General features: G+C 70.0%; 11 protein-coding genes. 2 read left to right on the top strand and 9 right to left on the bottom strand.

All coding sequences use genetic code 11. From position 1 onward, the window contains the following. Positions 1-56: 56 nt before the first annotated feature. From secA to HD841_RS07780, 3 genes are all read right to left on the bottom strand, one after another. Positions 57-2804, bottom strand: coding sequence for a preprotein translocase subunit SecA (gene secA, locus HD841_RS07770; RefSeq protein WP_179508325.1), 2748 nt, complete (start codon positions 2802-2804; stop codon positions 57-59). Between the two features lie 101 nt (positions 2805-2905). Further along, entirely contained in the window at positions 2906-3160 is a 255-nt protein-coding gene (locus HD841_RS07775) for a hypothetical protein (protein ID WP_179508326.1), read from the bottom strand. 72 nt (positions 3161-3232) lie between these two features. Continuing rightward, positions 3233-3793, bottom strand: coding sequence for an energy transducer TonB (locus HD841_RS07780; protein WP_179508327.1), 561 nt, complete (start codon positions 3791-3793; stop codon positions 3233-3235). A gap of 40 nt (positions 3794-3833) precedes the next feature. Here HD841_RS07780 and argJ point away from each other — a divergent pair, with 40 nt between their 5' ends. Beyond that, a complete protein-coding gene (gene argJ / locus HD841_RS07785) occupies positions 3834-5060 on the top strand; it encodes a bifunctional glutamate N-acetyltransferase/amino-acid acetyltransferase ArgJ (RefSeq protein WP_179508328.1) in 1227 nt (408 codons plus the stop codon). A 1-nt stretch (position 5061) separates the two neighbouring features. Next, a complete protein-coding gene (locus HD841_RS07790; RefSeq protein WP_179508329.1) occupies positions 5062-5859 on the top strand; it encodes an inositol monophosphatase family protein in 798 nt (265 codons plus the stop codon). A gap of 945 nt (positions 5860-6804) precedes the next feature. Here HD841_RS07790 and trxA read toward each other — a convergent pair. From trxA to tsaE, 6 genes are read right to left on the bottom strand one after another with little or no spacing between them, the layout of a single operon-like run. Then, entirely contained in the window at positions 6805-7128 is a 324-nt protein-coding gene (gene trxA / locus HD841_RS07795; protein WP_179508330.1) for a thioredoxin TrxA, read from the bottom strand. Between the two features lie 59 nt (positions 7129-7187). Beyond that, positions 7188-10610, bottom strand: a complete 3423-nt coding sequence (addA, locus tag HD841_RS07800) for a double-strand break repair helicase AddA (RefSeq protein WP_179508331.1) — start codon at positions 10608-10610, stop codon at positions 7188-7190. Next, on the bottom strand, positions 10597-13563 hold the full coding sequence (gene addB, locus HD841_RS07805; RefSeq protein WP_179508332.1) for a double-strand break repair protein AddB: 2967 nt from the start codon (positions 13561-13563) through the stop codon (positions 10597-10599). Before addB ends, addA begins: the two co-directional genes overlap by 14 nt. Beyond that, positions 13556-14311 carry a nucleotidyltransferase family protein gene (locus tag HD841_RS07810; RefSeq protein WP_179508333.1) on the bottom strand — a complete coding sequence of 252 codons (756 nt, stop codon included), beginning with the start codon at positions 14309-14311 and terminating at the stop codon, positions 13556-13558. Before HD841_RS07810 ends, addB begins: the two co-directional genes overlap by 8 nt. After that, entirely contained in the window at positions 14308-15273 is a 966-nt protein-coding gene (locus tag HD841_RS07815; protein ID WP_179508811.1) for an aminoglycoside phosphotransferase family protein, read from the bottom strand. Before HD841_RS07815 ends, HD841_RS07810 begins: the two co-directional genes overlap by 4 nt. Further along, positions 15270-15716, bottom strand: coding sequence for a tRNA (adenosine(37)-N6)-threonylcarbamoyltransferase complex ATPase subunit type 1 TsaE (gene tsaE, locus HD841_RS07820; protein ID WP_179508334.1), 447 nt, complete (start codon positions 15714-15716; stop codon positions 15270-15272). Before tsaE ends, HD841_RS07815 begins: the two co-directional genes overlap by 4 nt. Positions 15717-15731 lie beyond the last annotated feature (15 nt).

The following is a 15731-nucleotide window of genomic DNA, read 5'->3' on the forward strand; positions in this document are numbered from 1 at the left end:
ATCCGGCCCGGTTCGTCACCCCGGAACACGTCCGGGGTGACGGGGGCGCGGAAACCTCAGACGGTGACCGCGCCGTGGCAGTGCTTGTACTTGCGGCCCGAGCCGCACGGGCACGGCGCGTTGCGGTTGACGCGACCCTCCCAATGTTCGGGATTGTCGCCGAGGATCGCCTCGGCGTCGGGCTGCATCATTTGCAACGGCGGGATCTGCGTCGTGATCCGGCCCAGCGTCCCGGCATCGATATCGTTCGAATCGTCCTCGCCGGTGAACGGGTCGAAATGGGTGGTGATGAAGTCGGGCAGCTCGGGAAGCTGCGGCGCTTCCTGCATTTGGAACTGCGCGTGCGCGATCGTCTTGGTCACATCCTCGCGGATTGAATCGAGCATGCGCTGGAACAGCGAGAACGCCTCCTGCTTGTATTCGTTGATCGGCGTCTTCTGCGCATAGGCGCGCAGGTGAACGACCTGACGCAAGGCGTCGAGCGTCGCGAGATGCTCCTTCCAGTGATGGTCGAGGTTCTGGAGCAGGATCGACTTTTCGACCTGCGTCCACGTCTCGGGCTCCAGCTCGGCGGCCTTGGCGGCGATCGCGGCATCGGCCGCCTCGCGCACCCGCTCCTCGACGATCTCGGGGTCGATCGCCTCTTCGGTCAGCCAATCGTCGATCGGCAGGTCGAGGTTCAGGATCTCGGCCAGATTGGCCTTCATGCCCGCGATATCCCATTGTTCGGGATAGCTGTTCGGCGGGCAGGCACCGCCGACGATGACGTTGACCGTCTCGGTGCGCATGTCGGCCACGACGTCGCCGACCGCATCGGCATCCATGATGTCGGCGCGCTGTTCGTAGATCACCTTGCGCTGGTCGTTCATCACGTCGTCATATTCGACGACCTGCTTGCGGATATCGTAGTTGCGCGCCTCGACCTTCTTCTGCGCGGTCTCGATCGCCTTCGACAACCACTTGCTGCCGATCGCCTCGCCGTCCTCGATATTGTTGCGCATCATCTTGGCGAACAAGGTGTCCGGGCCGAAGATGCGGAGCAGATCGTCGTCGAGGCTGAGGTAGAAGCGCGACAGGCCGGGATCGCCCTGACGGCCCGAGCGGCCGCGCAGCTGGTTGTCGATGCGGCGGCTCTCGTGGCGCTCGGTGCCGAGCACGAACAGCCCGCCGGCGGCGAGCACCTCCTGCTTCTCGACCTCGATCTCGGCACGGATGCGCGTCGCCTCCGCCTCATATTCGGGCGTGCCCTCGACCAGGTCGGGATGCTCGTCGAGCATGCGGAATTCGAGGTTGCCGCCGAGTTTGATGTCGGTGCCGCGGCCCGCCATGTTGGTGGCGATCGTCACCGCCGACTTGCGGCCGGCCTGGGCGACGATATGCGCCTCCATCTCGTGGTAGCGCGCGTTGAGCACCTTGTGCGCGACGCCCTCCTGCTGGAGGAATTCGCTGAGCAGCTCGGACTTCTCGATCGAGACGGTGCCGACCAGCACCGGCTGGCCGAGCGCGGCATGTTCGCGGATCTTCTTGGCGATCGCGCGGAACTTGTCGTTGGTGTCCTTGTAGAATTCGTCCTCCTCGTCGACGCGGCGGACGCCGACGTTGGTCGGGATGGTGACGACGTTCATCTTGTAGATGTCGTAGAATTCCGCCGCCTCGGTCGCCGCGGTGCCGGTCATGCCGGCGAGCTTGGGGTACATGCGGAAATAGTTCTGGAAGGTGATCGAGGCCATCGTCTGGTTCTCGGGCTCGATCGTCACGCCCTCCTTCGCCTCGACCGCCTGGTGCAGGCCGTCCGACCAGCGGCGGCCGTCCATCATGCGGCCGGTGAATTCGTCGATGATGATGACCTTGCCATCCTTGACGATGTAATCGGTGTCCGCCTTGAACATCATGTTCGCGCGCAGCGACTGGTTGACGTGGTGAACGACCTGCGTGTTCTCGAAATCGTAGAGGTTGGCGCCTTCGAGCAGGCCCGCCGCCTCGAGCATCCGCTCGATCCGCTCGGTGCCGCTTTCGGTCAGGATGATCGACTTCTGCTTCTCGTCCTTTTCGTAATCGTCGGCGTTGAGCTGCTTCACGATCGCGTCGACGCTCATGTACAGTTCCGACTTGTCGTCGGTGGGGCCGGAGATGATCAGCGGCGTGCGCGCCTCGTCGATCAGCACCGAGTCGACCTCGTCGACGATCGCCATGCTGAAGGCGCGCTGCACCATCGAACTGCGCTCGTACTTCATGTTGTCGCGCAGGTAATCGAAGCCGAATTCGTTGTTGGTGCCGTAGGTGATGTCGCTGTTGTAGGCGGCGCGGCGCTGTTCGTCGGTGAGGTTGGGGATGATCGTGCCGACAGTCAGGCCGAGGAAGCGATAGACCTGGCCCATCCATTCGGCGTCGCGCGCGGCGAGATAGTCGTTGACGGTAATGACGTGGACGCCGTCACCGGGCAGCGCGTTGAGATAGGTCGCCAGCGTCGCGACGAGCGTCTTGCCCTCGCCGGTGCGCATCTCGGCGATCTCGCCGCGGTGGAGGACGATGCCGCCGATCATCTGCACGTCGAAATGGCGCATGCCGAGCACGCGCACCGCCGCCTCGCGCACCGTGGCGAACGCCTCGGGCAGCAGGTCGTCGAGCTTGGCGCCGTTGGCGAGCTGCTCGCGGAACTTGGCGGTCTGCGCGGCGAGCTGGTCGTCGGAGAGCGCCTGGAGCATCGGCTCGAACCCGGCGATCTTCTGGACGATCGGGTTGAGTGACTTGACGTAGCGGTCGTTGGACGAGCCGAAGAGCGATTTAGCGATGCCGCCGAACATAGGGATGGTTCCTGGATAAGGGTGCGCGCACGGCCCGGGTGCGGGGCGGCGCAGCGTCGTTGTCACGAAGATATGGGTCGCAGCCCGGGCTGCAACGGGCGCTATTCGCGCCGGCGGCGCGCGTAGAGCGGTTCGGTGGGGGCCACCGCTGGCGCGGCAGTCACGACGCCGCTCGCGACGACATCCAGCGACGGCAACGCCTGCGGAGGCCGGCTGGCAACACGCGCGGGGATCGCGCGCGCTTCCACCATGGCCGCCGCGCTCGCGACGGCATGCGCTGCTGCCGGCGTGCGCATCGCCGACGTGCCGCCGGTCAGGGCGGACAGCAGTGCAGACAGGAGAAGCAGCAGATTCACGCGTCGAGCCATAAGCGGCCACTGCCGCCGCGTCCACCGTAAGTCGCGCGGCAAACTGCCCTTCCGTCGCGATCAACGGGGAAGTTTCCAGGCGACGCGACGGGTGAAGACGCGCGGAAGGCTGCCCGACGGAGCTGCCGGATAGCGCGCGCGGCGCGTAATCGCGTCGCAGGCGGCGCGGTCCAGACTGTCGTGGCCGCTCGTGCGCAACGTCTTGCAATCAGCGACGCGTCCGTCACCATCGACGACCCAGGTGATGGTGACGGTGCCCTCCTCGTTATTGCGCAGCGCGGCCATCGGATAGTCGTCAGGGGTGATCCAGCCCGCCGGATTGGGAGAGTCGGGCGGGCGGGCAGCGCGGGCGCGGTCCTCACGCACTGCCGCTTCGACCGCCCGCCGGCGACGTGCCTGATCTTCTGCCCGGCGCGCGGCGATCTCCTGCCGCGCCGCGCCGATACCGGCATTCACCGCGAACGCGACCGCTACGACGCTCGCCGCCAGAACGACCACCAGCACAACCAGCACCGCGACCCTGAGATTGCGTCCGTCGCCCGTAAAGCGCGAGCCCGTCCCGCCGGGACGGGCGTCGGGATCAAGGACGGTAATTCGTGCCGGTGAAGGTTCGTCGATCATCCGTCTTTGCCCCGTCTTGGAAGCAGCCTATGGCAGCGGCATGTCTTCGTCCATCTCCCCGCTCGCCACCCCCTTCCCCGCCTTGCCCGCGATCGCCGGCGTCGTGCCGCATGTCGCGCGGGCGCAGTACAAGACGTGGGACCGCTGCGATCTCACCTTCGTCACGCTTGCCGAAGGGACCAGCGTCGCCGGCGTCGTCACGCAGAGCAAATGCCCGTCGCCCGAGGTGGAATGGTGCCGCAAGGCGCTCACCCTCGGCACCGCCCGTGCGCTGGTGGTCAATGCGGGCAATTCCAACGCCTTCACCGGGCATCGCGGGCGCGCCGCGGTCGAGGCGATCGCGGCGCGGACCGCGCAGCATCTCGGCTGCCAGCCGTCGGACGTGTTCGTCGCCTCGACCGGGGTGATCGGCGTGCCGCTGCCGATCGACAAGGCGGAGGCGGGCCTCGACGCCGCCTTCACGGCGACGCCCTGCGACTGGCGCGCCGCGGCAGAGACGATCGGCACCACCGACACCTATCCCAAGGGGGCGATGACGACCGCGATCGTCGACGGCCGCACGGTGACGCTGGTCGGCATCATCAAGGGCTCGGGGATGATCGCGCCCGACATGGCGACGATGCTCGGCTTCATCTTCACCGATGCCGCGGTAACGCCGGGCTTCCTGCAGGCGGCGCTCAACGCCGCCAACCGCAATACCTTTTCGTGCATCACCGTCGACGGCGACACCTCGACCAGCGACACGGTGCTCGCCTTCGCCACCGGCGCGGCGGGCAATGCGCCGCTCGACTCCGCCGACAGCGACGGGGCGGACGCCTTCGCCGCGGCGCTCGCCGACCTGTGCGCGCAGCTCGCGCTGCTGGTGGTGCGCGACGGCGAGGGCGCGACCAAGCTGATCGAGATCGCGGTCACCGGCGCGGAGAGCGACGCCTCGGCGCACCGCATCGCCATGTCGATCGCCAATTCGCCGCTGGTGAAGACCGCGATCGCCGGCGAGGACGCCAATTGGGGCCGCGTCGTCATGGCGGTCGGCAAGGCCGGCGAACCCGCCGAGCGTGACAAACTCTCGATCCGCTTCGGCGAGACGCAGGTCGCGCGCGAGGGACTGGCGGTCGAGGGTTATGACGAGGCGCCGGTCGCCGCGCATCTGAAGGGTCAGGAGATCGAGGTCGGCGTCGACCTCGGCCTCGGCGATGGCGCGGCGACGGTTTGGACCTGCGACCTCACGCACGGCTATATCTCGATCAACGCCGACTACAGGAGCTGACATGCACCATGTGCACCACGACGCCGTCGTCACCCTGATGCGACGGGTGGCGGCGGAGATCGTCATGCCGCGCTTCCGCAACCTCGCCGCCGACGAGATCGAGGAGAAGGCCGCCGACGACATGGTGACCGTCGCCGACCGCGAGAGCGAGGCGGCGCTGACCGCCGGGCTGGCGGCGCTCGATCCCGGCATCCGCGTCGTCGGCGAGGAAGCGGTGGCGGCGGATGCGTCGCTGGTCGACGGCATCGAACGCGGCCGGGTGTGGATCATCGACCCGATCGACGGCACCAACAATTACGCCAGCGGCATCGCCACCTTCGGCATCATGATCGCGCTGGTCGAGGATGGCGAGACGCAGGCCGGCTGGATCCTCGATCCGGTCAACGACCGGCTTTGTCATGCGGTGCTCGGCGGCGGCGCCTATGTGAACGGCGAACGCGTGACCGCGCGGGCGAGCGACGGGGAGCGGCCGTCGGTGGTGCTCGCGACCTATTTCATGACCGACGCGGAAAAGGCGTCACTCTACGCGCGTGCGGAGCGGGCGTTCAGCGTCGCGCCGATGCCGCGCTGCGCGGCGGAGCAATATCCGCGGCTGGCGCTGGGGACGAACGACGTCGCGCTGTTCCAGAAGACGCTGCCCTGGGATCATGCGCCGGGCTCGCTGTTCCTGCGCGAGGCGGGCGGCGTGGTGCGGTGGCCGGATGGCAGGGATTATCACGTCGGCGATCAGCGCCGCGGGATGCTCGCCGCCGCCTCGCCCGATTTGTGGGAGCAGGCGGCGAAGCTGCTGTTCGGGTAACGAAAGCCCCTCCTCTTCAGAGGAGGGGTTGGGGGTGGAGGACATCACCGACGGTCGTCGGTGCGACCTCCTGACGTGGCAGAGCCATCACAGAGGGCTGTTCATGCAGGCCCGGCGTTGGCCAATCCCACCACGTCACCCCGGACTCGTTCCGGGGTCCACTCTGCGGCGAGGGGATGGGGTTGAGGCGATATCGCTCTCGTGCGGCCCGGTGGACCCCGGAACGAGTCCGGGGTGACGGACCTCTTGTGGATACCGTTCGAACCCCAGCGCCGCCAGCACATGCGATGAGCCCCTCCCGGAAAGGGGAAGCCCCTCCTCTTCAGAGGAGGGGTTAGGGTGGAGGATGTCACGGACCGTTGTCGGTGCGACACTCCTGACGTGGCAGAGCTATCACAGAGGGCTGTTCATGCAGGCCCGGCGTTGGCCGGCCAATCCCACCACGTCACCCCGAACTTGTTCCGGGGTCCACTCTGCGGCGAGGGGATGGGGTTGAGACGATATCGCTCTCGTGCGGCCCGGTGGACCCCGGAACGAGTCCGGGGTGACGGACCTCTTGAGGATACCGTTCGAACCTCAGCGCCGCCAGCACATGCGGTGAGCCCCTCCCGGAAATGGGAAGCCCCTCCTCTTCAGAGGAGGGGTTGGGGTGGAGGACATCACGGACAATTGTCGGTGCGACACTCCTGACGTGGTAGAGCCATCACAGAGGGCTGTTCATGCACGCCCGGCGTTGGCCAATCCCACCACGTCACCCCGGACTCGTTCCGGGGGCCACTCTGCGGCGAGGGGATGGGGTTGAGACGATATCGCTCTCGTGCGGCCCGGTGGACCCCGGAACGAGTCCGGGGTGACGGACCTCTTGAAGATACCGTTCGAACCTCAGCGCCGCCAGCACATGCGGTGAGTCCCTCCCCGCAACGGGAAGGGGCTCACCATCACGCCTTACGCCAGCGCGCCTTCGAGCCACGCCTTGATGCGGCCCTTCGGCTCGGCGCCGACCTTGGTCGCCGCCGGTGCGCCGCCCTTGAACAGGATCATCGTCGGGATGCCACGGACGCCGTAACGACCCGGCGCATCGGGATTCTCGTCGATGTTGAGCTTGGCGATCGTCACCTGCTGGCCGAGCTCTTCCGAAAGCTCTTCAAGGCTCGGCCCGATCATCTTGCACGGGCCACACCATTCCGCCCAGAAGTCGACGAGCACGGGACCGTCGGCCTTGAGCACGTCGGTGTCGAAGCTCGCGTCGGTAATCGCCTTGGTAGCCATTTCAATCTCCTTTGCAGCCCATCTAGGATGGCGCGGACCCCGGCTCAACCGCCAGTGGCCTAGCTTTGCTCCCGCGGCCGAAAGCGCGGCTTGTGCGCGTCGAGCAATATGGGGTCGAGCACGAACAGCCGGGGGCCGCCGGTGTAGAGCAGCGCCGCCTCGATCCGCCGCTCGGGAAAGATCGTCGCCAGCGCCGCGGCATAGGCCGCCATCTGGTCGAGATGATAGGGCGGGATGTCGCCGACATCGTCCGGTACGCGCCGTCCGGTCTTGAAATCGACCACGCGGATATGGTCGGGCGCGATCAGCAACCGGTCGACCGTGCCCGAGACGACGAGGCCGTTGGCGAGCGTCGCGGCGATCGGCGCCTCGGTCAGCGCGTCGCCGCCGAACAGATCGGCGAAGCGCGCATCGTTCAACACCGCGAGCACCCCGGTCACGATCCCGGCGCGCACCGCCGGATCGGCGACGCCGCCCGCGGTCGCCAGCCAGCGCTCTGCGCTCGCCGCCCGGTCTGCGGGCGCGACCGCGGGCAGACGCTCGAACAACGCGTGGAACAGCCGGCCGCGCTCGGCAGCGGCGCGCATCGCCGGACCGGGCGGCGGATCGCTGACCTCATCCTCTCCGACTGCCGAAGGCGCGAGCGGTCGCGACGGACGGCTTTCGATCGGCGCGGGCCGCTGTGCCCAGTCGGGCAGCACCACCGCCTCGATCCGCTCCGCCTTGGCGGGGGCGCGCGGCTTGACCGGCGGCTGTGCGATCCGGCCGGTGAAGACGCGCGGCCCCTCCCCTGCGACGCCGAGCGCATCGAAGGCGCGCGAGGCGGCGGCATACCAGCTCGCTACCGGCGGCTCACCCTTGGCACGGGGGCCGAGCGCGCCGCCGATCACCAGCCGTTCCTCGGCCCGCGTCGCGGCGACGTAGAACAGCCGCCAATGTTCCTCCAGCTCGCGCCGCTCGACCTCGCCGATCGCCACGTCGAGCGGGCCGCCACGCTCGGCGGAGCGCGGGCGGAAGATCGGGATCGGCTGCGCGCCGGGCTCGGGCGACCAGCGCACCAGCGCGCGCGGTGCGGCGGTCGGATCGACCGTCGCATCGGCGAGGATCACCAGCGGCGCCTGCAACCCCTTGGCGCCGTGCGCGGTCATCACCCGCACCGCGTCGAGCGGCGCGGAGGGGTCGCGGACGATCTCGACGTCGCCACGATCGAACCAGTCGAGGAAGCGCTGCATGGACGGCGTCGAGGTCGTCTCGAAGGCCAGCGCGGCGTTGAGCAATTCCTCGATCGGATCGCGCGCCTCGGCGCCGAGCCGGCGGAGCAGCTTGCGCCGTCCGTCGAGCGGGCCGGACAACAGCTCTTCGAGGAACTGATAGGGCGTGGCGATATCGGCGCGCAGCAGCATCGAGCGCAGCGGCGCCAGCCGCTCCTCGGACTGGGTGAGCGTCAGATGCCGCCACAGGCTGCCGTGATCGCGCGGCGCGGCGTGCATCAATTCGTCCTGCGTCCAGCCGATCAGCGGTGACACCAGCAGCGACGCCAGCGACAGGTCGTCCTCCGGCTGCAGCGCGAAGCGGACCGCGGCGAGCAGATCCTGCACGGCCAGCGGCGCGTTGAGCCGCAACCGGTCGACGCCGGCGACCGGCACGCCCTCGGCATAGAGGCGCGCGACGATCAGCGAGGCGAGATCGCCGCGGCGCTTGACGAGGATCATCACATCCTCGGGCCGCAGCGGCCGGCCCTTGCTCTCCAGCATCAGGCCGCCATCGATCCAGTCGCGCACCGCGCGCGCGATCCGCACCGCCTGTTCGCGGACGGCGTCGTCGATCCACGCTTCCTCGTCCTCGTCGCTGCCACCGGCGATTACCGGCGGCCATAGCTCGACCGTGCCGGGGCCGGGCACCTCGCTGGCATGATCCTCCAGCGCGCCGATCGCGCCGAGGCCCGGCTCGCCCGCCGCCGCGACCGCGGCATCGACGAATTCGAGGATCGGCCGCGTCGAGCGGAAGGAATGGGTCAGCGACAGGCGCTGGAACGGCAGGCCGCGTTCGGATTCGGGCCAATCCTCCTTGCCCTCGACCTCGGCGGCGCGGGTGGCGAAATGGCCCTCCGCCCAGCGGAAGTTGATCGGATCGGTGCCCTGGAAGCCGAAGATCGCCTGTTTGAAGTCACCGACGGTGAACAGCGTCCGCGTCGACGGTGCATGGACGCCGCGGCCGACGAAGAACTCGCCGGCCAGCGCGGTGACGATCCGCCATTGGTTGAGGTTGGTATCCTGCGCCTCGTCGATCAGCACATGCTCGGTCGCCTGGTCGAGCTTGTAGCGCACCCATTCGCCGACGCCGGGCTGTTCGAGCAGGCGCACCGTCACGCCGATCAGATCGTCGAAATCGACCGCACCGCTGCGCCGCTTCGCCGCGGCATAGGCGCGCGCATAATCGCGCCCGATGTCGAGCGCATCGGCGAGCAGATCGGCATAGGCCGCGCGTTGCGTCAGCGACAGCAGGTCGAGGCAATGGTCACCGAGCGCGGCGGCGAGTTCGGGATAGTCGGGGTCGGCATCGACCAGCTTCTTCGACGCCTTGCGCGGCTCGTTCTTGCCGGTCAGCACGACGCCGGCCAGCTCCTGCAAGGTCGCCGCGCGTGCCTCGGGCGCCGCGGCGAGCCAGCGGTCGAGCGTCTCGGCATGGCCGAGGCCCGTCGCCGCGCCCCACGCCTTGTTCGCCGCCGCCAGCCGCTCGATGAGGTCGACGTCGATCGCGTCGCACCCCGACGCCAGCGCCTCGCCGATATCGCCCTGCGGCAGGTCGAGCGCCCGGCGCAGCCACGGCTGGATGCCGCTCGGCAGCGCCTCCAGCGCGATCAGCGCGCGCGCGCAGGCGAGCAGGAAGCTCTCCGCCCCGCCCTCGCCGAGGCGCAGCGACAGCGCGCCGATCGTCTCGATCGGACGGACGCGGCCGTCGCGCTCCGCCTCGACCAGCAGCGTCGCCAGCGTCTCGCGGGCCAGCACCGCCTCCTCGCGCGCCTCGAGCGGGCGGAAGCCGGGGGTCAGCCCGGCCTCGACCGGGAAGGCGGCGAGCAGGCTCTGGCAGAAGCCGTGGATCGTCTGGATGCGCAGGCCGCCGCCCGGCGCGTCGAGCACCCCGGCGAACAACGTGCGCGCGCGCGCCTGCAACTCGGGCGTCGCACGCTCGCCGAGCGCCTCGAGATCGGCGGCGAGCTGCGGCCCCGGCATCCGCACCCAGGCGGCGAGCCGGTTGCTGATCCGCTGCGCCATCTCCGCCGCGCCCGCCTTGGTGAAGGTCAGGCACAGGATCGCGGCAGGCTCGGTGCCCTTGAGCAGCAGCCGGAACACGCGCGCGGCGAGCACCTGCGTCTTGCCGGTGCCGGCGGAGGCGGACAGCCAGACGTGCGCGTGCGGATCGCTCGCCGCCGCCTGCGCCCCCTTCAGCCGCGGCAGGGTGGCGAGTTCAGTCCCGGCCATACCATTCGTCCCGGCGCATCAGTTGGTCATATTCGGCATAGGGTGCATATTCCGGCACCAACTTGGCGGTGAACGGCGCGCTGCCGGTCAGCCAATGGCCCGCCGCCTCGATGAAATTGCTCATCGCGATCGTGGTGAAATCGGTGGTGACGATCTTGTCGCGCTTGCCCTCGGCATCGACCGGAGTTTCGATATAGCCGAACTGGTCGCGCTTCTTGCCGAGCGACCAATATTCGAAGCCGCCCGCGCGCCCCGCAACGTCCGGGAAACCGCCGCGCTCGGCGATCGCGCCGAGCAGCCCGAGCTGCAGGCTGTAGCCGGCACGGACCGCGGCGGCCGATGGCGGCTTGCCGGTCTTGTAATCGACGATCGCGAGACTGCCGTCGGGCAGGCGATCGACGCGGTCGTAGCGGCCGGAGAGCTTCACCCCCGCCACCTCGATATGCCCCTGCCCCTCCGCCGAGGCGACCGTGCGGCCCTCGGCATCCTGTGCGGCGACGGTCCTGGCGATCCAGTCGATCGCCTCGACCAGCCGCGGCCGCCACAACGCGCGCATCATCGGGTGCGTCCGCTCGTCGTCGAGCATCGCGGTGGCGCGCGGCAGCAGCGCGTCGGGGGCGCAGCGGTCGAGCTTCCACCAATGTTCGAGGATGTCGTGCACCGCGGTGCCGCGCCACGCCGCGCTCGGATCGGCATCGACCGGGTCGAGCGGCATCAGCCCGAGCACGCGCCGCGCGTAGAAGGCGTAGGGATCGGCCTTGAGCCGGTCGATCTCGGTCACCGAGATCGCCTTGGGGCGGCGCGACGGGTCGGGCAGCGGTGCCGGCCGGTCGGCGGGCAGATGCTCGCGCGGATCGTCGAGCGCATGCGCCCAGCGTTCGAGGTCATGCGCGCGGACGAAGCGCTCGCCCGCCATCGCCTGCAAGCGCAGCCACAATCGCGACGCCAGCGCCGGCGAGGCGGCATCGCGGCGCGCCCGCGTCACGATCGCCTGCGGCGCGCCGAGCGCCTGGCCGAATTCATGCGCCGCGACGCCGACCGCGCGCTCCAGTCCGGGCAGCCCAAGCGTCGCACGGATGCGTGGGGCCAGCCACGGATCGGGAGCGGGCCGCCCCGGCCACACGCCCTCGTTGAGCCCGCCGAGCACCATCAGGTCGGCGGTCTGCAACCGCGCCTCGATCAGGCCGTAGATGGCGATACGCGGATGGCCGACGCCCGACCCCGGCCGCACCGCGACCTCATCGAGCAACCCGCGCAGCAGCGGCGCGAGCCCGTCGGGCGCGATCCGCGGCGGCCCGGCGGCCGCATCGGCTTCGAGCGCGTCGAGGAACTCGGCCGCCGCCCGCCCCGCCGGCCCCGACCAGAGATCGTCGCCGCACAACGCCTGCGCCGTCTCGCGCAGCACCGCGAGCAGCGCCGGCAGCGGCTGCATACCCTGTTCGAAGACCAGCTCGATCGGCTTGAGCAACCCGACCGGCTCGGCGAACCAAGCCGCCGCGCGATCGCGCTTGTTGCCGAGCAGATGCCCCATGATCCCGTCGAGCCCCGCCGCCGGCCGCGGCCCGCGCAGGCCCCGGTCGAGCCCGCGCACGCCATCGAGCCACGCGCCGCGGATGGCGCGGTCGCCGGGCACGTTGCGCACCAGCGGATGTTTGAGCAGCGCGAGCAGCGCCATCGGCGCGAAGCGTTGCGCCGCCGCCTCGGCGAGCGCGAGCAGCAGCGTGCCCGGCGGAAGAATGGACAAGGGCCGCCCGGCCGAATCGTTCGCCTCGATCCCCCAGCGGCGCAGATGCACCGCCACCCGCCGCGCCAGCGCACGGTCGGGCGTGACCAGGGCCGCGGTTCGCCCCTCTTCCTCCAGCGCGCCGCGCAGCGCGAGCGCGATCGTCTGCGCCTCCTCGGCCGGCGTCGCCAGCTCGGCCGCCGCGACGCCGGTCAGCCGCCGGTCCTCCGCCTTCAGCTCGGTCCATTTGCCGGTAAAGGCCGCCGGCGCGAGCGCATTGGCGATCGCCCGCCCGCGCACCGCGCCGGCATCCGGCCCCGCGGTGCCGGGCCAATTGGTTACCTCGCCGCGGCCGACACTCATCCGCTCCAGCATCAGCTTGAGATGGAATTGCGGATGCGTCTCCAGCGAGCGGCGGATGCGGCCGGTAACGGGATCGGGCTGATGCGGGCCGAGCGCGTCCCATTCCTCCTGCGGCATCGCGAGGTCGAGCCCTGCGAACACCGTCATGCCCTGTGGCGCCTCGGCGACGCAGCGCAACAGCCGCGCCACCGCCGGCGCCGGATCGGTCACGCCCGCCGCGCAGACGAAGCCCAGCGGCGGCTGCTGCCGCCAGCGTTCGGCGACGCGGTCGAGCAGCATCCGCCGCCGCGTCGCCGCATCGATCCGCCCGAGCCGCGCCAGCTCCTCCGGCCAGCGTTCGAGCACGATCGTGAAGGTCGACAGCGCGCGCTGCCAATGTTCGGTCAGTTCCGGCGCGAGATCGATGTCGCGCAGCGCGGTCGGCGGCACCTCCTCGACCAGCAACTGGTCGAGCGTATGGCAGAGCTCGCCGGCCAGCCGCACCGCCTCCGCCGCGTCGATCGCCGCACCGGCGCGGGCGCGCTCCTCGAACACCAGCCGCGCGAGGATCATCCGCCGTTGCATCGGCGCCACCGCGGGCGGCGGCGGCGCGCCCTCATCCGCCGGATCGAGCGCAGCGCCGACCGCCTCGCCGAGATCGGGACTGCCCAGCGTCACCAGCCGCGGCAGCAACAGCCCGCCGCCGCTCGCCCGGACGAAGGCGCTCGTCACCGCGCGCACCGCGCGATTGTTGGGCAGCAGCACCAGCCCGCGGGCGAGCGCCATCGCGTCGCCCCCGGTCCGCCGCATCAATCCGGCGACCAGCGTGTCGGCGAACGCCTTGTGCGACGGGATCGAATAGAGGTGCGGCGTGCGCGCCTCAGCCATTGGCGATCAGCGCTTCCGTCTTTGGGATCGCCGCCGGGGTGCCGACATCGAACCAGAGGCCCTGATGCACCTGCGCATAGGCGCGGCCCGCCTCGATCGCGCGATTCCAGAAGAGGTTGGTGGAGAACGGCCCGTCCGGCCAGTCGCGGATGATGCGCGGGTGGAGGATCTGGATGCCGGTGTAGACGAAGGGCGCGACCGTCCCCGCCTTGCGCCGCGCGATGATCCGGCCATCGGCGCCGACGCGGAAATCGCCCTGGCCCTGATGATTGTTGGCGCGCGCATAGGGCACGACCAGCAGCAGCGCGTCCATCGCCGCATCGTCCCAGCGCGACGCGAGCAGCTTCAGCGCATCAACCGGCCCGTCGAGCCACAGATTGTCGCTGTTGATCACCAGCACCGGTTCGTCGCCGAGCAGCGCGCGCGCCTGCACCAGCCCGCCGCCGGTCTCCATCAATTGCGCGCGCTCGTCGCTGATCACCACCTCGAGCCCGTCGTTGCGGTTGGTGACATGCGCCTCGAGCGTGTCGGCGAGATAGTGGACGTTGACCACCGCCCGGCGAACCCCGGCGACGATCAGGCGATCGAAGACGTGGTCGATCAGCGGCTTGCCCGCGACTTCGACCAGCGGCTTGGGCCGCGTCGCGGTGAGTGGCCGCATCCGCTTGCCGAGGCCCGCCGCCATCACCATCGCCGTTGCCGGTACGGTTGCGCCGGGGTCGGGGCGCAGGGTCCGCTGTCGCGTCATGCGCTCAGCGCCGCCGGATCGCCGCGCAGTTCGGGCGGGACGTTGTCCTCGAACCAGCGCGCCACCGGCGCGAGCACCGGCTGCGCCAGGTCGCGCTCCAGATAGCTCCAGACGCGCGGGCACAAGGCCGCATAGCGTGGCTTGCCATCGCGCTTCCAGAGCCGGGTGAAGATGCCGATGATCTTGGCGTTCCGCTGCGCGCCGAGCACGTGATAGGCCGCCATGAAATCGTCCCCCACACCCGTCGCGGCACGATAGCGCGCCAGCATCGCCGCCTCCAGCGACGGATCGACGTCGCGCCGCGCATCCTGCAACAGCGAGACGAGGTCATAGGCGGGATGGCCGGCGAGCGCGTCCTGGAAGTCGAGCAGCCCGAGCCGCCGCTCCGCGCCGACCAGCATCAGATTCTCGGCATGATAGTCGCGCAGCACGGTGACCGGCGTCTCCGTCACCGCATGATCGAACACCGCATCCCAGGCGGCGCGATACCCCGGCTCGTCGACGGTGAGGCCGACCGCGGGGCAATACCAGTCGACGAACAGCCCCGCCTCGCGATGCAGCACCGCGCGATCATAGGGCGGCAGGTCGCCGGCGGGATGCGCGCGCAAGGCCACGAGCAGGTCGATCGCCGCGGCATAATGCGGCATCGCCGCCGCCTCGCCGGCATCCGCGGTCTCGCGCAGCCGGACGTCGCCGAAATCCTCCAGCAGCACGAGGCCCTGCGTCAGGTCGGCGGCGTGGATCGCCGGCGCGGCGAAGCCGTGATCGGCCAGCCATTGCGCGATATGGATGAAGGGTCGCGGGTCCTCGTGCGGCGGCGGCGCGTCCATCAGGATCGCGCTGCGCCCGTTGCTGGCGACGCGGAAATAGCGGCGGAACGAGGCATCGCCGGCAACGGGGGAAATCTCACCGGTCCAGCCATGCGTTGCGAGGAACGCCGGCGCACCGGCGGGCGGGGTCATATCGGCCATCGCGGCTTCCAAGACGCCGGCACGTCGGCTGTCAAGATACGTCCGCCGTCCGGGGCGGGTGCCAGCGTGAGCGCCAGCGCGTGCGGCCAATAGCCCGGCGCGCGCTCGGGCCATTCGACGAGCAGCAGGGTATCGCCGAGCGCCTCGGCAAGGCCGAGCTCCTCGAGGTCCTCCGGGTCGTCGATCCGGTAGAGGTCGACATGCAGCACCGGCAGCAGGACATCGGGCGGGTCATAGGGCTGGACGATCGCGAAGCTCGGGCTCGGCGCCTCGCCGGCCAGCCCGAGCGCGGCGAGCAACCCGCGCGCGATGCTGGTCTTGCCCATGCCGAGATCGCCGGACAGCGTGATGACGTCGCCGGCGCGGACCAGCGGCGCGAGCGACGCGCCGAAGGCTTCGGTGGCGCCGGGATCGGCGAGGCGGATGCCGGTCATGCGCGCGGCCCCTGC

It is taken from the genome of Sphingomonas melonis (genome assembly GCF_013409985.1).
GTDB classification, from domain to species: Bacteria; Pseudomonadota; Alphaproteobacteria; order Sphingomonadales; family Sphingomonadaceae; genus Sphingomonas; species Sphingomonas melonis_A.